This window comes from Roseovarius faecimaris (genome assembly GCF_009762325.1).
Classification (GTDB): Bacteria; Pseudomonadota; Alphaproteobacteria; order Rhodobacterales; family Rhodobacteraceae; genus Roseovarius; species Roseovarius faecimaris.
Genome location: NZ_CP034348.1, coordinates 2,090,177 through 2,107,919 on the forward strand (window position 1 = coordinate 2,090,177; position 17,743 = coordinate 2,107,919).

The following is a 17,743-nucleotide window of genomic DNA, read 5'->3' on the forward strand; positions in this document are numbered from 1 at the left end:
ATCAGGGGTCGCGACTCAGGCTTTCATCAATTTGCCGCCGATGACAGTGTTTTTCTCCGGGATCAACAATGAAGAATCACCATAGCTGAAAAAACGGTAATTTTCCGCAACCGCATGGGCATAAATATCGCGGATGCGATCCTGGCCCATCAGCGCGGATACAAGCATCATCAGCGTCGATTTGGGCAAGTGGAAATTGGTCATCAGCGCATCGGTGGCCCGAAACTCAAAGCCCGGATAGATGAAGATATCCGTGTCGCCTTCCCAGGCGCGCACCACGCCCGTCTCGCGCGCCGCGGTCTCAATCAGGCGCAGGGCGGTGGTCCCCACCGGGATGATCCGCCCCCCCGCCGCGCGCGTCGCGGCGATCTCGTCGGCGGCCTCGGCGCTCACCTGCCCCCATTCGGCATGCATCTTGTGAGTGGTCACGTCATCCACCTTCACCGGCAGGAAGGTGCCCGCCCCCACATGCAGCGTGACATGGGTGAAATCGACGCCGCGCCTGCGCAACGCCTCCAGCAGCGCCTCGTCGAAATGCAGCGACGCGGTGGGCGCGGCCACGGCCCCCAATTCGCGGGCGAACACCGTCTGGTAATCTTGCTTGTCGCGCTCATCGGCCTTGCGCTTGGCCTCGATATAGGGCGGCAGCGGCATCGCCCCCACCCGCGCAAGTGCTGCCTCGAAATCCTCCCCCGTCAGGTTGAACCTGAGCCGCGCCTGACCATCGGCCCGGTCCATCAGCGTGGCCTCAAACCCCTCTCCAAAGGCGATCACCTCGCCATCCCTGACCTTCTTCAGCGGCTTGATCAGCGCGCTCCAGTCCCCCTCCGGCGTGGGCGACAGCAGCGTGACCTCGATCTTCGCAACACCCCCCTCCTGCGCGCCTGCCCGCGTGCGCGTGCCACTCAGCCGCGCCGGGATCACCTTGGTGTCATTCAGGATCAGACGGTCGCCGGGGTTGAGAAAATCGGGCAGCTCGATCACCCGCGCATCCCGGATCGTGCCGCCCTCGGCCACCAACAGGCGCGCCGAACTGCGCGGATTGGCCGGGCGCGTGGCAATCAGCCTGTCCGGCAAGTCGAAATCGAAATCGCTCAGCTTCATCTCTGCACCTTCGGCGGCGGACGGCGGAACAGCTCGCGGAACATCCCCGGCGTCAGCAGCGACAGCGGGTTCACCGTCACGCGCGGATCCGAGGCAGGCCCGGTCAGCTCGTAATTAAACCCGATGAGCCCCTCGCCCTTGCGGGTAAAAAGCCCGCCAACCGCATTCACCAGATACAGCGGCGAAAAGACCCCCTGCATGTTCATCTGTCCACTGCCCAAGTCATAAAACCCGTCCATCGAAATCCCCATCGACGCGCCCACCGCACTGCCCCGTTCCAGGATCACCTGCGTCGGCGTCAGCTGAAAATCCGCCTCCACCTGGCCAAAATGAATGCCTTCGCCGCCAAGCTGCTCCAGAAGCCCCACGACACTCAGCGTGTTGAACAGCGCGGCCAGCGCCGGGGCATCCTTGAGCCGCATCTGCTCGACCGTGAGCTTGCCGTTGTAGCTGCCTTTCGCGGTCGCCGGGAAAAGCGTGAGGTCCATCTCACCGTCACGCGCGTTTTTCAAGAGCCCCGCCGATTTCATCACACTGCCGGCATCCTGCGACAGGATGCGAAAGGCGCTGCGCCCCTGATGCGGCAGGACCACGCCCGTCACCCTGGCGCCGCCATTCACCTGCCCCGAAAAACGCCCGTCGGCGCCTTTCGACATATCCAGTTCGGCCTGGAAATTGGTCAGCGCGATCCCGTCGGAAATCTGCAACCGGTCAAGGCTCAGGCTCAGCGGCCCGGTTTGCCCGCTGCTCTGGCCGCTCTCCCCGCTGCCGCCCAGCGAGGTCTGGCGCATGTCGATCATGCCGCCCCGCACCTGCACGGCGGGCGCCGCATTGCCGCCGCGCCCGATCAGGTCCACCGGCGCATCCAGCCAGCTGCCCACACGCACCCGGGAAAACCGCGCCCGCTCCAGCCCGCCATCCGGCCTCAGGCCGATGCTGCCCTCGGCCTGCAATCCCGCCGCATTCAGCGAAAGCTGGTTGATCTCGGGCGGCGACCCGAGCGAGCCCAGCACCTCCAGCGCGCCGCGCCCGCTCTGCGACAATGCCCAGCCCAGCGGCGGCAGGCTCAGCCCCAGCCCCGCCAGATCCGACCGCAGGGCGAACTTGCCGGGCTCGCCCTTGCGGAACCGGATGGTCAGATCGCCCTGCCCGTTTCCGCTGATCGAGCCGGGGGGCAGGCCGATGTTGAACTCGTCGGCAAAGCGTTCCGACAATTCCACTGTCCCGTTCAGCACGCTGCTGCCATCCGCGTCCTTGCCGATCCGGGTGGACCACGCGCCCGAGGCAGGCACAGCCCCGATCCGCCCGTCACCCGCGATGCTCAGCTCTCCGTCCTTGGCCGTCACCGCCAGTCGCGGCGACGCGAGCACCCGCCCCGGCACCAGCGTCTCGGAGCGCACATCGCGTGCCGTGGCGCGGATATCATAGGTCACATCCCCGGGCGCCACCTTCTGCTTCAGCCGGAAATTCAGCAGCCCCTGCACCTCGGCCCGCCCATCGGCCAGGGTCACCGGCTGACCCGCCTTCTGCAGGAACCGGAACGGCCCCGAATCCAGTAGCGACAGCGCGGCGGTGACCGTGCTCGACGTGGACAGCCGCACCTCTGCCGGGGCCTGCTGCTGTGACGTGTCGGTCACGATAAAGCTGGTGCCAGCGATATCCACCTTTCCGCCCTGCGCCGCCGTCACATGCCCGCGATCCGCCGACAGCACGAACCGCTTGTCATAGAGCGAGCCATGCCCCGCCGCCCCCTTGATCACCGGCACATCCTTGATAAACCGCGTCTCCAGCTCTTCGAAATCGAAGCCAAGAAACAGATCAGGGCGGCTCTTGGGGCTGGACCGCAGGGCAAGCTGAATGTCACTCATCTTCGCCCCGCGCACATTGTCGCGGATCCAGTTGCGCGTCGGCGCCTTGACGCTTTCGGGCCAGAGCTGAAGCATCCGCTCCGGCGTCAGCCCGTCCATCCGCCCGTCCAGCGCAACCGACCAGCCCTCCGGCCCCGCCCCGGCCCGGCCCGTCAGGATCAGCCGTTGACCCTGATCGGAAAAGCTCATCTCGCCCAGCGTCAGCTCGAACGGATCAAGCCGCAGCTTCGCATCCATCGTCGCGCCTTCCACCGAAACCGGCTCGGCATAAAGCGCGGCCGGATTGGCCGACAGCTCGGACACCCGGAACTGCGTCCACAACTCCGTCGGCCAGCCCTCGTCCAGACCAATCAGAAACGCCTTGCCCTCGACCCGTGCCGTGACCCACTTGCTTTCGACAAAGGCTTCGCTGACCTGCATGGTCTGGGTCAGCGGATCGAAGGTCAGATAGGTGCGCGCGCGGCTGAACGGGATCGGCCGTGCCGCCTCTGTCGGCTGCACCGCGCCCGCGCCGATCTGCAAGGTCGCGTTCAGCGGCCCCAGACGGCCATCCTCCATCACCGAGGCCCGCAGCGCTCCGGACATCGGCGCATCCAGCGCATCCAGAAACGCCAGAGCCGGGGTCTGGCCGGCCATGTCTCGGGCGGGCATGTCGTCAAAGCTCACGCCGAACTCCGCCGCCGTCTCACCGATCTGGCCCGAATAGTTCATCTCCAGCGTGGTGGCATAGCCGCGATTGCCCAGCAGCACGAAATCCCCCCGCAACTGCAACCGCTTGCGCTCCCGCGACAGCTCGATCCGCCCGCCATCGACCGTCCAGTTGCGCCGCGCGCGCGCATCTTCGTATTGCACCGTGAGGTTCTCGGCCTCCACCCGTTTGAGCGCCGCGAAATCGGGCCGCAGCAGGAACCGGTCAACCTCCTGAATGAGCCCCGCCAGGCTGGGCGCGTCCTCCACCGTCTCGGGGCTGTCCCCCAGGGCCAGGCCGATATTGCCGTCCTCGCTGCGCCGCAATCTCAGCGTGGCCCCCGACAGTCGGATCGTCGCTGGACGTATCTCGCCGCGCAGCAACGGGCGCAGGGCCACCGTCCCATCCACATCCGACAGGATCGCCAGCCGCTCGCCCCGTGCATCCGAGATCATCAGGTTGCGCATCACCAGCCGCGGCACCCAGTCGCGTTCCAGCACAAAGGCCACATCGCCAAAACGCAGCTGCGGACCGGTCAGGCCGCTGTTGATCCGGGTCGACACCTCGTCGCGCAACCAGCCCGGCGCGCTGACCGGCTTGCCCAGGATCGAAAAAAGCCCCACCGCCCCGACAAGCGCCAGCACCACCAGCGGCACGCCCAGCCACAACGCGCAGCGCCGCAGCCACCCGCGGCGCGGCTTGGCCGCATCGGCCTCGGGGCTGCCTTTCGGGTCTGCCTCTTTGGCGGGCTCGCTCATCGTCCTCCTTGCGGCTGAGACCAGGGCCACACACACGCGCCCTTTTCGCTCGCCTTTTGCGACCTAATATGAAACTCCTCGTCGCAGTTAACAAGGATTGCCCATGCCCGAAACCACCGATATCGCCCCCGACTTCACCCTGCCCCGTGACGGCGGCGGCGAGGTGACGCTGTCATCGCTCAAACCCAAATCCGTTGTCCTCTTCTTCTACCCGCGCGACGACACGTCCGGCTGCACCAAAGAGGCCATCGGCTTCACCGACGCGGCGGGCGAATTCGAGGCCGCAGGCGCGGTCGTGCTCGGCATCTCCAAGGACAGCATCGCCAAACATGACAAGTTCCGCGACAAACACGGGCTCGGCGTGGCCCTTCTGTCGGATGAAGACAGCGATGTTTGCGAACGCTACGACGTCTGGAAGGAAAAGAGCATGTATGGCAAGAAATTCTTCGGCATCGAGCGCTCCACCTTCCTGATCGACGGGACCGGCAAGATCGCCCGCGTCTGGCGCAAGGTGAAAGTGCCCGGCCATGTGGACGAGGTGCTTGAGGCGGCGCGCGCGCTGTGACCACGCTCAGCGACATGGCCGTCGAGGTGCTGACCACCGCCGATGGCCGCGCCAAGACCGCCCTTTCGCGCAGGCATGCCGCCACCTGGTTTGCCGCGCGCGCGGCGGGTGAGGTGATCCCGCTCGGCAATGCCTCCCCGCCTCTGCGCCCGGCGCGCCCCGACAAACCGGCGCTCCTCGACCCGCGCGACGTGCCCCGCCGCCGCCCCGGCAGCCCGCAGGGGCGCATCGCCCTTCTGCATGCCGTGGCGCATATCGAACTGAACGCCGTGGACCTGCACTGGGACATCATCGCGCGGTTTTCTGATGTCAAAATGCCAGCCGGATTCTATGATGACTGGGTCAAGGCGGCAGATGAAGAATCAAAACATTTCAATCTGATATCCGACTGTCTTGAAGCACTCGGCAGCCATTACGGCGCCCTGCCTGCCCATGCCGGAATGTGGCGCGCCGCCGAGGATACGATCGATGATTTCATGGGCCGCCTGGCCGTGGTGCCGATGGTGCTGGAGGCGCGCGGCCTCGACGTGACCCCCGGCATGATCGAGATTTTCGAAAAGGCAGGCGAAACCCAGGCGGTCGATGCCATGCAGGTCATCTATGCCGAAGAGGTCGCGCATGTCGCCTATGGCTCCAAGTGGTTTCACTTCCTCTGCGGGCGGCATGATCTCGACCCCAAAGAGGTGTTCCACAGCCTTGTGCGGCGCTATTTTCACGGCCCGCTCAAGCCGCCCTTCAACGAGGAAAAACGCGCCGAGGCGGGCCTGCCGCCCGACTTCTACTGGCCCCTTGCCGACCACCCTGACGCGAACCGTTAGCGCCACCGTCACCGCATAGGGCAAGTCCTTGGAATCGGCGGATTTTCGCCACATGCGCCTTCATCCGCCAAAAAGGCTGGTGCGCTTGACCAAATACCTTGCCGAAGGCAAAGCCGCTGGGGTATGCACGACCGCGGGCGCTGCCACTCCAAAAATACGTGCGCCGCAATGGGATGGGAAAGATAGGGGCCCGAGGATTTGCGAAGCAAAATTGCGATCAAGATGGATGCGTTTCTGGAGCGGTATTTTCCTGAGCGACGCGTCTTTCTGAAATCCGATACGGACACGCGGTTCATCCGCCTCCGTCCTGCCTCACAACTCATGGCCTTCCTGGGCTGCTCGGCCATTGTCGCCTGGGCGATCATCGCCACCGCGATCCTGATCATGGACAGCATCGGCTCGGGCAATTTCCGCGAACAGGCCAAGCGCGATCAGCGCACCTATGAAACCCGGCTCAACGCCCTGTCCGCCGAACGCGACCTGCGCGCCGAAGAGGCGATTGCCGCCCAGGAGCGTTTCAATACCGCGCTTCGGGAAATCTCCAAGATGCAGTCGGAGCTTCTGGCCTCCGAGACCCGCCGCCGCGAGATGGAAACCGGCATCGAGGTGATCCAGGCCACCCTGCGCAAAGTGATGAACGAGCGCAACGATGCCCGCGAAGAAGCACAACAGCTCGCGCTCGCCCTCGAAGAAAACGGCGGTCAGACAGGCGTGACCGGCGACAAGGGCGGGCTGAACCAGCAGGCGCTGAACTTCCTGACCGCAGCACTTGAGGACACCGCCAGCGCCCGCGACACGATCACCGAAAATGCGCAGGAGGCGCTTCTGGCCGCCGATGAGATGGCGCTTCAGATCGAGTTGATGAAAGACCAGAACAACCAGATCTTCCGTCAGCTCGAAGAGGCCATGACCATCTCGGTCGAGCCGCTCGACAAGATGTTCCGCGCCGCCGGGCTCAACACCGAAAGCCTGCTGAACACCGTCCGCCGCGGCTATTCCGGCCAGGGCGGCCCGCTGACCCCGCTCAGCTTCTCCACCCGCGGGGGCGACCCCTCGGAAGACACGCTGCGCGCCAACCGGCTTCTCAGCCAGATGGACCGGCTCAACATGTACCGGATCGCGGCGCAAAAGGCCCCCTTCGCCCTGCCGGTCAAATCCGCGTTCCGCTACACGTCGGGCTTTGGCATGCGCTGGGGCCGGATGCATAACGGCACGGATTTCGCAGCCCCCCACGGCACGCCGATCTATGCCACCGCCGATGGTGTCGTCACCCATGCGGGCTGGCAGTCAGGCTACGGCCGCCTCGTGAAGATCCAGCACGAGTTCGGCATCGAGACCCGCTATGCCCATAATTCGAAACTGTTCGTTCAAGAGGGCCAAAGGGTCTCGCGCGGACAGAAGATTGCTGCTATGGGGAACACTGGACGTTCTACCGGCACTCATCTACATTACGAAATCCGTGTCGGCGGCAAACCCGTCAACCCCATGATCTATATCAAGGCAGCGAACGATGTTTTCTAAAAGCAAAATCAACGACCCGGCCCCGAAACCTGAGGAGGCCACCCGGCCCGCCGCCCCTGCGCCCAAGACGGATGCAAATCCCGCCGCGGCAGAGTTCAAGGCCGCAGCCCCCAAAGCCAAGCCGCCCGCATCGGTGCTTTCGTCGGATCTGCATGTGACCGGCAACCTCAAGACCACCGGCGATATCCAGGTCGAAGGCACTGTCGAAGGCGATATTCGCGCGCATCTTCTGACCATCGGCGAAGGCGCCACCATCAAAGGCGAAGTGATCGCCGATGACGTGGTGATCAATGGCCGCATCGTGGGCCGTGTGCGTGGCCTTAAGGTGCGCCTGACCTCGACCGCCCGCGTCGAAGGCGACATCATCCACAAGACCATCGCAATCGAAAGCGGCGCGCATTTCGAAGGCTCGGTGCAGCGTCAGGATGACCCGCTCAACGCCAAGTCGAAAAACCCGAACCCGGCCGCCGCCGCCGCATCTTCGGACGCCGCCAAAGGCTGACCGCAGCGCAAGACCGGCTGAAAAAACAGAGAAAAGGCGCCCTGCCCATGCGGCAGCGGCGCCTTTCCTTTTGCGGCCGTCCGGCCGTGTCCCGCGCGGTCAGTTATTGGCGGTCAGCGGGTCGATGATCTGGGACACTTCGGTGACCTTGCTGAACGGGATGCCGCTCAGTTCCGCATGTTGCTTGATCTCATCCTCGCTCTCCGCGAGATAGACACAGAACGTCTTGTCGCCCGCAACATAGGAATGCTGCCACTGAATGCCCGGGCCGACGCTGGCAAGGGCCTGGTTCGATGCGCGTGCCGCGCCGCACAGCTCGGTCATGGAAAACTCTCCGATACCAGGAATGTCACGTTCGATGATGTAGCGTTTCATGATGTTATCCTTCCGATTTTGAGGTCTGTCGGTGTGCACAGTCACAGCATGACCTGTCCCGGTCGAATTCGCGAATTCAATTTTCTTTAGCAAAACGAAGAAAACCTTTATCATTGATGCTTGATGTTTTGCCTATTAAAGGTAACCTTTATCAATGACCCCTGTCACGCACCTGAAATCCCTTCAGGCCCTCGAAATGGCGATCCGCGAAGGATCGCTCAAAGCTGCGGCCGAGGCATTGGGAATCACCTCCGCAGCGGTCGGACAGCGCATTCGCGCGCTGGAGGATTATCTTGGTACCGACCTGCTGCTCAGGGGGCGCTCCGGCCTCTCTCCGACGCCGGAACTTCTTGAGGCGCTGGCCGATCTGCGGGCCGGGTTCGCGGCACTCGAACGTGTGACCGAGGTGCTCGATTTTCAGCGCATGTCCGAGATTCATGTGGTCGCCGATCCGGACTGGACCGAGCTGTGGCTGATGCCCCGCCTGACCGAATTCCGGCAGATGTATCCCAATGTCCTCTTTTGCATCAATGGCGCCGGAGACGTGCCGATACGGATCGGCACGCCCGATCTGCGCATCACCTATGCGAACGGACCGGGCGAGGTTTTGTTCAGGGATGTGCTGATCCCGGTCACCGGCCCCGACAACCCGCGCCGCATCGCTGTGGGCGAGGCTTATCCGATGGAGGGCATGCCGCTCTTGCATCTGAAGGCACAGCTCGAAGACCCGGCCCATCCCGGCTGGCCCCACTGGTTCGACCTGTTCGGCCAGCGCGAAACAGGCATCGACCGGGGTGTGCGCTATCCGCATGCGCGCCTCGCCCTCAAAGCGGTGCGCGAAAATGTCGGTTTTCTGGTCTGTGGCCTGTCGCTGATGACCCGCGACATCGCGGAGGGGCGCATCGTTACCCCCTTCCCGCTGTCGCAATCCATTCCCGCGCCGCTGCCCTACCAGCTGACGGTCCGGCACGATTCCGGGAAACGCCCCCAGATCCAGAAATTCGTCTCCTGGCTGCGGGACGCCGCCGCGCAGACCCAGGCCGAAATCGACCGGATGACCAGCGCCTGAGCAGGGCGATTGCCGCGCCGCACCGCAGTTGATAGGCTTTCATCAACCACCCGACCCCAACCGCAGGAGCGCCCCATGTCAGACAAGAACCAGCATTACGACGACGCGTTTGCCGGGCTGCTCGAAGAGGTCTGGGGCGAGGGCTATCTTTCTCCTGGCGGCCCCGAGGAAGTGGCGCGCGTTCTGGAGGGGCTCGACCTCTCCGGCAAGACCGCCCTCGATATCGGCTGCGGCACCGGGGCGATCACCCTTTCACTCGTGGCCGATCACGGCGCGGCGCGCGCGGTGGGCATCGATGTCGAAAACCACGTCTGCCAGGAGGCCCGTGCACGGGCCGAAAAGGCTGGGTATGGCGACGCGGTCGAGATCGTCCATGTGGCACCCGGCCCCTTCCCTTTCGAGGATGGCACGTTCGATCTGGTCTTCTCCAAGGACTCGATCATTCACATCGCCGACAAGGAGGCGCTCGCGCGTGACATCTTCCGCGTGCTGAAGCCCGGTGGCGTGTTCGCCGCATCCGATTGGCTGACCAATCAGGATGGCCCGATGTCCCCCGCGCTCCAGCGCTATGTCGATCTCGAAGGTCTCGGCTTCGCCATGGCGTCGCCCTCCCGCTATGCCAAGGCGCTGAGTGACGCGGGCTTCACCGGCGTCGAGACCCGTGACCGCAACCCATGGTATCTGGGCCTTGCCGGGGACGAACGCGCGTTTCTCGCCGGGCCCGAACGTGCCCGTCTCGAAGTGGCCTATGGCGCCGGCCTGGTGGCGGAAAATATCGAGATCTGGGACGCGATGATCGCGGTGCTAGAAACCGGCGAGCTCTGCCCGCATCACCTGCGCGGACACAAACCTTAAGATTTGGTTGCGCGCGGTCCGATTGTACAATTCAGGGGGTGATTTTGTACAAAACGTACAAAACTACGCCTCCAGCTCGGCATCCCAATAGAGAAAGTCCATCCGGCTTTCATGCAGGTGTTTGGGGTTTTTAAAAGTTTGCCGAGTTACGGATAAGTACAAACAAAGCGGGAATGGACAGTTTGCGAAAACTGAAAAAACCCTAAGTTTTCCGATAACAGGGCTAAGGCTTCTGTATTTATATCTGCGTCAAAAGCAGCCTTAGCCTCTACGCTTTTCCATTCTCTGCGATCAAGGCTTTCAACAATGCCTTCAACCAAGCCCGAGCAGGTTTTCCGTTCCATGCCATAAAGCTCTGATCTGAATAAGCAACATGAGCAAATGCACCAGGTTTCTCATCTTTGGAGTTAATGCTAATTTCCCAAGCCCACTCGGGAAGAAAAGCTTCATGAAGAGTTTCTGCCGCGTTCAAATCACCGGTTGAAGCCTGATTGAGAACGCTAACCCATTTTTCTTCTGGCTGCGCCAAGTATGCCGGTAACATCAACGGTACTTCACCTGTGCTACCATTTTCTAAATCATTCAATAACTATTTGAACTCAAACAAATTATCCTTCATTTTCCCCCGCTCCCCAAAGCAATCTTGTACTTCTTAAAGGTGTTTCTTTACTCAGCCAACCCCTTTATAAGGTAGCTGAGATTAGCACTTTATAGATTGACTTAGATCATTCACTTCCTAAAAATGACGCGTTTTCGTTACATATTGTGTAAATAAAACCACGCATTGTGTAAATAAAACCAAGCAATGATACTCTGAAAGCTGTGAGTTCGATTTTGGCTAGCGACCGAGTGGGATTTGAAAGTTCACCTATTTGGAAACAATTTTTCCTGTAAAAAAGTTCCGATCACGCCTCCAGCTCGGCATCCCAATAGAGAAAGTCCATCCAGCTTTCATGCAGGTGGTTCGGCGGGAATTTACGCCCCATATTGCGCAGCTGCTCCGCCCCCGGCGCGCGGGGCGGTTTGCGCAGGGACATGCCCGTGCGATGCAGGCTTTTCGCGCCTTTCCTGAGATTGCAGGGCGAACAGGCGGCAACAACGTTTTCCCAGCTCGTGATCCCGCCCTTGGCGCGCGGCACCACATGGTCAAAGGTCAACTCCCCCTTGGCCCCGCAATACTGGCAGCGAAACTCGTCCCTCAGAAATAAATTAAAGCGCGTGAAGGCCACGCGCTTTTGAGGTTTTACGTAATCTTTCAAGACGATAACCGACGGTATCCTGATCTCTATACTCGGGGAATGCACCATCGCGTCATATTCCGCCACGATATCCACCCGGTCGAGATAGGCCGCCTTCACCGCCTCCTGCCAGGTCCATAAGGACAAAGGATAGTAGGATAAGGGCCGGTAATCCGCGTTGAGCACCAGTGCCGGATGCTGCTTCAGCGCTGCGGGGTCCCTGACAAACTCGGTCCTGAAATCACCTTGCATGGTCTGCTCTCACCTTGTCGTCTTGAGGCCCACTATATCTCGTGTTTGGAACCTGACAAGCCCTACATGTTGCGGCAATTTGCGCACAGTTTGGCAACAGCAGAATGACACCCGAAACCGCATCGGGCCAGGGAAAGCGCAGTGGCTGAAAAAACCGGTGGTCAGAACCCCAGCTTGTCGCGCATGAAGGCCAGCGCCACCTGCAACCCGTCCGGCGCGATGCCATGCGCTGTGCCCTTCATCACATGGGCATAGACCTCGTCCCAGCCCGCGCCCTGCAACGCCTCCGCCGCCTGCGGCAGGGATTGCGGCGGAACGACATCATCCATATCCCCATGCACCAGCAGGACGGGCGGGCGTACCTTCACCTCGTCCTTCAACAGATCGGGCGACAAGAGCCGCCCCGAGAAGGCCACGATCCCCGCCACCGCATCTTCCCGGCGCGGGGCGACATGCAACGCCATCATCGTGCCTTGGGAAAACCCAAACAAAACAACCTGTTCCGGCAGGACATCCTCATCCACCATCAGCGCGTCGAGATAGGCGTCAAGGTCTTCCGCCGCCGCCATCAGGCCGCGCTCGGCCTCTTCCTCGGACGACCCGTCGATCCAGGGGATCGGAAACCACTGATAGCCGCCGAACATCCCCGGGATCGTTTCCGGCGCATCGGGCGCCACGAAAAGCGTGTCGGGCAAATGCTCGCCCAGAACATCCGCCAGCCCCAGCAAATCGGCCCCGTTGGCGCCATAGCCATGCAGGAACACCACGACCGATCGGGTCGTGCCCGACTGCGGCTCTTTCCGGCCGGATTGCAAAACGCGCGTCATCTGATCCCTTCCCTGTCTTTCGCAACACGGTAGTAGGCCCAAAGAATGCGCGCCGCAACCGATCTCCACGGCGCCCAGGCCTCGGCCATCTGGCGCAGGGCGCGGTCCTTGGGCCGCTCCGGCAGGTCATAAAGCAGCCGCGCGGCCTCTTGCAGGGCCAAATCCCCCGGCGCGAAGACATCCGCATGACCCAATGAAAACATGGCATAAATCTCGGCCGTCCACACGCCGATACCGGGCACCTGCGTGAGCGTGGCCACCACCTCTTGGGTCGGCGCGTCGCGCAGCGCGGCATAATCCAGACGCGCCTCGGCCAGCGCCCTGGCATAGCGGATCTTCTGGCGGCTCAGCCCGGCCTCGCGCAGCGCCTCCTCGCTGGCGTTTGCGACCGCCTCAGGCCCGGTCAGCCCGGCCGCCTGCATCCGCTGCCAGATCGCCGCAGCCGAGGCGACGCTGACCTGCTGGCTGATGATGGCGCTCAGAAGCTCGGCGAAACCGTCGGGTTTGCGCCGTAGGGGCAGCGGCCCGGTCAGGCTCTGGGCATACGCCATGCGCGGGCAGATTTCTGCAAGATAATCAGCACCTTCCTCGACATCCTTCATGTCATGAATGAGTCGCATCCTTACAGCTCATCCACCCAGGCAAGCGCGGCGTCGACCGTGTCGAAGCACGGCCCTTCGGGCGCGACGGGCCGCGTGATCATCGCCACCGGCAGCCCCAGATTGCGCGCCGCGACAAGCTTGCTGCGCGGGGCCTCGCCGCCCGCATTCTTCACCACCAGCCAGTCAACCCCCAGCTCATGAAAGAGCGCCTCCTCCTCTGCCACCGAAAAGGGCGGCGTGCCGACAAGATATTCCCCATCGGGCAGAGGAAACGGCGCATCCGGCGGATCTATCTGACGGCAGATAAGCCGCCGCCCCTCAAGATTGGCAAATCTTTCAAGGGTTTGTCGGCCCGTCGCCAGAAAGACGACAGAGCCCGGCGCGATATGATCCGCCGCCTCTTCCTCGCGCGCCAGCATGGTCCAGCGGTCGCCCTCCTCGGGCACCCATTCCGGGCGGATCACCTGCGCATAAGGCAACCCGCGCGCCGCACAGATCCGTGCCGTCCGGTGCGAGATCCGATGCGCGAAAGGATGCGTCGCATCAAGCACCGCCGAGATGTCTTCGGCATCGAGAAAGTCCTGAAACCCCGCCTCGCCGCCAAACCCGCCGACGCGCAGAGGCAGCGGTGCGCTCTGCCCCCCGCGCGGGTGGTGCGCGATGGACAGAATGGCCGGATGCCCGCGCTCGCTCAGCGCCTCGGCAATCCGATCGGCCAGCCCGGTCCCCCCCAGCAAAAGTAGGGTCATGCGCAACTCTCCCCAAGGCATGCAGCAACGCACATCGCCCCGCTGCGGTCCGCGTGACTATACGGCTCCGGCCTGGCTGCGCAAATCGACAATCCCCCCTGCGACACCACAGCGCGCAATCGCGCTTGCGGGGGCGCGGCTTCGCCGCTAGCACGGACCCCATGACTGACGCCACGCTTCATATCGACGACGCCCGCGCCCGCCGCAATGTGTGGGTTCTGGTGCTGGCCCAGGCCTTCCTTGGCAGCCAGATGGCGATGATGTTCGTGGTCGGCGGCTGGGCCGGGCAATCTCTGGCCTCCAACCCCTGCTTTGCCACCTTGCCGATCTCGCTCATCGTGGTCGGGTCCATGCTGGCCGCCAGCCCGCTGTCCATGGCCATGCAGCGCTGGGGCCGCCGTGTGGGGTTCTTCATCGGGACGGGGGCCGGAGCCATCGGCGCAACGGTAGGCGCCTATGGGCTCTACCTCAATTCCTTCGCTCTTTTCCTGCTGGGCAGCCTGATTTCGGGCGTTTACATGTCGGCACAGGGGTTTTACCGCTTCGCCGCCGCCGACACGGCCAGCGATGCGTTCCGGCCCAAGGCGATCTCCTACGTGCTGGCCGGCGGGCTGGCCAGCGCCATCATCGGCCCGCAGCTGGTGAAGGTGACGACCCAGGCCATGGTCGTGCCCTTCCTCGGCACCTACGTGGCGATCATCCTGCTCAACCTGATCGGCGCGCTGCTGTTCTTGTTCCTCGACATTCCCAAGCCCATACCCCCCAGCGCCGACAGCCCCCGTGGCCGCACCCGGTGGGAGCTGATCACCACCCCGCGCATCACCGTCGCCGTGATCTGCGCCACGGTGTCCTATGCCCTGATGAACCTGGTGATGACGTCCACGCCTCTCGCTGTGGTCGGCTGTGGGTTCAGCGAAGGCAACGCCGCCGATATCGTCACCGGGCACGTGCTGGCGATGTTCGCGCCCTCCTTCTTCACCGGCCACCTGATCGCGCGCTTCGGGGTCGAGCGGATCATGGGCCTCGGCCTTCTGATCCTCGCCTGCGCCGGAGCGGTGGCCCTTCAGGGCATCGCGCTGGAAAACTTCTTCATCGCGCTCATCCTGCTGGGCCTGGGCTGGAACTTCGGCTTCATCGGCGCCACCACCATGCTCGCCGGTGCGCATGAGCCGCATGAGCGCGGCCGGATGCAGGGGCTCAACGACCTCATCGTTTTTGGTGGTGTCACCATGGCCTCGCTGGCCTCAGGCGGGCTGATGAACTGCGCGGGCGGCACGCCCGAGGCAGGCTGGATGTCGGTCAACCTCGCCATGACACCTTTCCTGGCGCTGGCAGGCGGCGCTCTTATCTGGCTGCTTCTGCGCCCGAAAGAAGCGTGACCGCGCGCCTCTTCTGCTTGGTCGAAATACTCCCCCCGCAGGTATCCACCGCCACCACAGGAACCACCACCCGGATCAGAGGCCAGAAGGCGGCCACCCGCGCCCGCCGCGCGCCCCATCAGGGGGCGTGCAAAACCGGTGAGGCCGCAGGCCTCTCAATCTGACAAGAGCTACCAGCGGCCCCGCGAGGCGCGCCACATCAAGGCAAGGCGGCTGTGCAAGGGCGAGATGTCAAGCGCGCCGGCCCCCACCCGTTGCGGATCCGCCGCTGCCCGTTTCAAGACCGCCGCGGTTTTCCACGCGGGCAACAGCGCGGGAAATATGGCTTTCGGCAGCCTGCCCCGTGTCTCGCCGAGCCGCGTCAGCCCCGTCCGCGCCAGCGCCTGCACCGCCTCGGCGCGACCATCCACCAACGGCACCCGGCCCGCAGCCTCAAGCGCCGGGATCGCGCGCAGGTAATTGGCCAGCCCCTGCGCATAACCCGCCTCCAGCACAAGCGGCCGCAGCTCGTCGCCTGCTCCCAGAGCCCGTGCCGCCGCCCACATCAGATGGCCCGAGGTCTTGCGCAGATAGTCGTCAAACGCCGCCGCATCCTCGAACGGGTCGCGGTAGATATCCCAGCGCCGCGCCAGGATCAGATCATCCAGAACCGCCGCGCCTTCGGCATCAAGCACCCCGGCCAGAGGCGTTGTCACCTCATGCCGCCGCACGCGCCCGCCGCCGCCGATTTCCTCCAGCGCATCGCGCCACCATTGCAGGCGCATCTCGGCGATCATCGCCTCTTCGGTGACCCAGGGCGCGCGCGCCACCTCGGCATTGAACGCATAGAGCGGAAACAGCACCTTGCGCGCCGCCACGGGCGCGGCCATGGCCGCCAGAAACCGCTCCGGATCGGCGCGGCGCACCAGATCGGCGCAGGCGGTCAGGTCATCGCTGAGCACGCAGAAGCTTCCAGTTGATGGCATCCAGCAGCGCCTCAAAGGAGGCATCCACTATGTTGGCGCTCACCCCCACGGTGGACCAGCGGCGGCCCTCTCCGTCCTCGCTGTCGATGATCACGCGGGTCACGGCCTCGGTCCCGCCTTGGGTGATACGCACCTTGAAGTCGACCAGACGCACATCGTCTATCGCCGCCTGGTAACGCCCCAGATCCTTGGCCAGCGCCTTGGCCAGCGCATTGACCGGGCCCCGGTCGCTACCGGCCTCGTCCATGCTCTCGGAGACCGACAACTTCTTCTCGCCGTCGATCTTTACGACAACCACGGCCTCCGACAGGGAAATCATCTTGTTATACTTGTTCTTGCGCCGCTCCACCGTGACCTTGTAGCGCTTGACCTCGAAGAACTCGGGCATCTGCCCCAGCACCTCGCGCGCCAGAAGCTCAAAGCTCGCCTGTGCGCTGTCATAGGTATAGCCGCGATCCTCGCGCGCCTTGATTTCCTCAAGGATGCGCGCCAGGGCCGGATCGTTATCCGCCACCTCGATCCCCGCCTCGGCCAGACGGCGGCGCAGGTTCGATTGCCCCGCCTGGTTCGACATCGGGATGATGCGCGCATTGCCCACAGCGCCCGGATCGATGTGCTCGTAGGTGCTCGGGTCTTTCAGGATCGCGCTGGCATGCAGCCCCGCCTTGTGGGCAAAGGCCGAGGCCCCCACATAGGCCGCCTGTTTCAGCGGTACGCGGTTGAGGATATCGTCAAGCTGACGGCTGGCCAGTGTCAGCCCCTTGAGCGCCTCCGGCGTCACGCCCGTCTCATACTGGCTGGCATACGGCTCCTTGAGCAGCAGCGTCGGGATCAGCGCCGTCAGATTGGCATTGCCACAGCGCTCGCCCAGACCGTTCAGCGTGCCCTGGATCTGCCGCGCGCCCGCATCCACGGCAGCAAGGGCGCCTGCGACCGCGTTTTCCGTGTCGTTATGGGTATGAATGCCCAGCCGCTCGCCGGGGATACCGGCCGCGATCACCGCCTTGGTGATCTCGAATATCTCATGCGGCAACGTCCCGCCATTGGTGTCGCAGAGCACGATCCAGCGCGCCCCGGCCTCCAGCGCGGCCTGCAGACAGCCCAGCGTATAATCGGGGTTGGCCTTGTAGCCGTCAAAGAAATGCTCGGCATCAAAGAGCGCCTCACGCCCCTGCCCCACCACATGGCTGATCGAGGCGGCGATATTGGCGGTGTTCTCGTCAAGGCTGATGCCAAGGGCCGTCTCCACATGAAAATCATGGGTCTTGCCCACAAGGCAGACGGCGGCTGTGTTCGCGTTCATCACGGCGGCGAGCACATCGTCGTTTTCCGCCGAGCGCCCGGACCGCTTGGTCATGCCAAAGGCGGTCATTGTGGCGCGCGTCTTGGGGGCAGCGTCGAAAAAGGCGCTATCGGTCGGGTTCGCCCCGGGCCAGCCGCCTTCGATATAGTCGATCCCCAGCCGGTCGAGCGTGGCGGCAATAAGCTGTTTCTCATGCGTGGAGAACTGCACGCCTTGGGTCTGCTGCCCGTCGCGCAGGGTGGTGTCGTAGAGGGAAAGGCGGGTTTTGGTCATGAGCGCCCTCCACATGCCTGCCCCGTGGAGGG

At 63.6% G+C, this 17,743-nt stretch carries 17 protein-coding genes; 7 read left to right on the forward strand and 10 right to left on the reverse strand.

The genetic code is table 11. The annotated features are described in order from the left end of the window. Positions 1-15 precede the first annotated feature (15 nt). Together queA and EI983_RS10760 are read right to left on the reverse strand one after the other, a co-directional pair. Positions 16-1,104, reverse strand: coding sequence for a tRNA preQ1(34) S-adenosylmethionine ribosyltransferase-isomerase QueA (gene queA, locus EI983_RS10755; RefSeq protein WP_157707395.1), 1,089 nt, complete (start codon positions 1,102-1,104; stop codon positions 16-18). Next, the gene (locus EI983_RS10760; RefSeq protein ID WP_157707396.1) at positions 1,101-4,418 is read right to left on the reverse strand and encodes an AsmA-like C-terminal region-containing protein; all 3,318 of its coding nucleotides are present in this window, start codon (positions 4,416-4,418) and stop codon (positions 1,101-1,103) included. Before EI983_RS10760 ends, queA begins: the two co-directional genes overlap by 4 nt. Before the next feature lie 103 nt (positions 4,419-4,521). On the opposite strand from EI983_RS10760, the gene EI983_RS10765 reads away from it, so the two are divergent. From EI983_RS10765 to EI983_RS10780, 4 genes are all read left to right on the forward strand, one after another. After that, positions 4,522-4,983, forward strand: coding sequence for a peroxiredoxin (locus EI983_RS10765; protein ID WP_157707397.1), 462 nt, complete (start codon positions 4,522-4,524; stop codon positions 4,981-4,983). Between the two features lie 14 nt (positions 4,984-4,997). Next, positions 4,998-5,801 (forward strand): ferritin-like domain-containing protein, encoded by an 804-nt coding sequence (locus EI983_RS10770; RefSeq protein ID WP_198389427.1) that lies wholly within the window; start codon positions 4,998-5,000, stop codon positions 5,799-5,801. A gap of 198 nt (positions 5,802-5,999) precedes the next feature. Continuing rightward, entirely contained in the window at positions 6,000-7,322 is a 1,323-nt protein-coding gene (locus tag EI983_RS10775; RefSeq protein ID WP_198389279.1) for a M23 family metallopeptidase, read from the forward strand. Further along, complete coding sequence (locus EI983_RS10780; RefSeq protein WP_157707399.1) at positions 7,312-7,824, forward strand: bactofilin family protein; 513 nt, start codon at positions 7,312-7,314, stop codon at positions 7,822-7,824. The genes EI983_RS10775 and EI983_RS10780 overlap by 11 nt, the downstream gene beginning before the upstream one ends. 99 nt (positions 7,825-7,923) lie before the next feature. On the opposite strand, the gene EI983_RS10785 is transcribed toward EI983_RS10780, so the two are convergent. After that, positions 7,924-8,199 (reverse strand): DUF4242 domain-containing protein, encoded by a 276-nt coding sequence (locus EI983_RS10785; RefSeq protein ID WP_157707400.1) that lies wholly within the window; start codon positions 8,197-8,199, stop codon positions 7,924-7,926. Positions 8,200-8,353: 154 nt separating this feature from the next. Here EI983_RS10785 and EI983_RS10790 point away from each other — a divergent pair, with 154 nt between their 5' ends. Together EI983_RS10790 and EI983_RS10795 are read left to right on the forward strand one after the other, a co-directional pair. Continuing rightward, positions 8,354-9,268 carry a LysR family transcriptional regulator gene (locus EI983_RS10790; RefSeq protein WP_157707401.1) on the forward strand — a complete coding sequence of 305 codons (915 nt, stop codon included), beginning with the start codon at positions 8,354-8,356 and terminating at the stop codon, positions 9,266-9,268. Positions 9,269-9,343: 75 nt separating this feature from the next. Then, positions 9,344-10,123, forward strand: coding sequence for a methyltransferase domain-containing protein (locus EI983_RS10795; protein WP_157707402.1), 780 nt, complete (start codon positions 9,344-9,346; stop codon positions 10,121-10,123). A 268-nt stretch (positions 10,124-10,391) separates the two neighbouring features. Here EI983_RS10795 and EI983_RS10800 read toward each other — a convergent pair whose 3' ends face one another. From EI983_RS10800 to EI983_RS10820, 5 genes are all read right to left on the reverse strand, one after another. Then, entirely contained in the window at positions 10,392-10,709 is a 318-nt protein-coding gene (locus EI983_RS10800) for a hypothetical protein (RefSeq protein WP_157707403.1), read from the reverse strand. Between the two features lie 319 nt (positions 10,710-11,028). Then, positions 11,029-11,613 (reverse strand): HNH endonuclease, encoded by a 585-nt coding sequence (locus tag EI983_RS10805; RefSeq protein ID WP_157707404.1) that lies wholly within the window; start codon positions 11,611-11,613, stop codon positions 11,029-11,031. A gap of 161 nt (positions 11,614-11,774) precedes the next feature. Beyond that, positions 11,775-12,440: an alpha/beta hydrolase gene (locus EI983_RS10810; RefSeq protein ID WP_157707405.1), complete on the reverse strand. Its 666-nt coding sequence runs from the start codon at positions 12,438-12,440 to the stop codon at positions 11,775-11,777. Beyond that, complete coding sequence (locus EI983_RS10815; RefSeq protein ID WP_157707406.1) at positions 12,437-13,060, reverse strand: DNA-3-methyladenine glycosylase family protein; 624 nt, start codon at positions 13,058-13,060, stop codon at positions 12,437-12,439. Before EI983_RS10815 ends, EI983_RS10810 begins: the two co-directional genes overlap by 4 nt. A 2-nt stretch (positions 13,061-13,062) precedes the next feature. Next, positions 13,063-13,791 (reverse strand): cobalt-precorrin-6A reductase, encoded by a 729-nt coding sequence (locus EI983_RS10820; protein ID WP_157707407.1) that lies wholly within the window; start codon positions 13,789-13,791, stop codon positions 13,063-13,065. Between the two features lie 161 nt (positions 13,792-13,952). On the opposite strand from EI983_RS10820, the gene EI983_RS10825 reads away from it, so the two are divergent. Then, positions 13,953-15,170, forward strand: a complete 1,218-nt coding sequence (locus EI983_RS10825; RefSeq protein ID WP_157707408.1) for an MFS transporter — start codon at positions 13,953-13,955, stop codon at positions 15,168-15,170. A 170-nt stretch (positions 15,171-15,340) separates the two neighbouring features. On the opposite strand, the gene EI983_RS10830 is transcribed toward EI983_RS10825, so the two are convergent. Together EI983_RS10830 and cimA are read right to left on the reverse strand one after the other, a co-directional pair. Then, positions 15,341-16,135 (reverse strand): squalene/phytoene synthase family protein, encoded by a 795-nt coding sequence (locus tag EI983_RS10830; protein WP_157707409.1) that lies wholly within the window; start codon positions 16,133-16,135, stop codon positions 15,341-15,343. Next, the gene (cimA, locus tag EI983_RS10835; protein WP_157707410.1) at positions 16,098-17,711 is read right to left on the reverse strand and encodes a citramalate synthase; all 1,614 of its coding nucleotides are present in this window, start codon (positions 17,709-17,711) and stop codon (positions 16,098-16,100) included. Before cimA ends, EI983_RS10830 begins: the two co-directional genes overlap by 38 nt. Between the last annotated feature and the right edge of the window lie 32 nt (positions 17,712-17,743).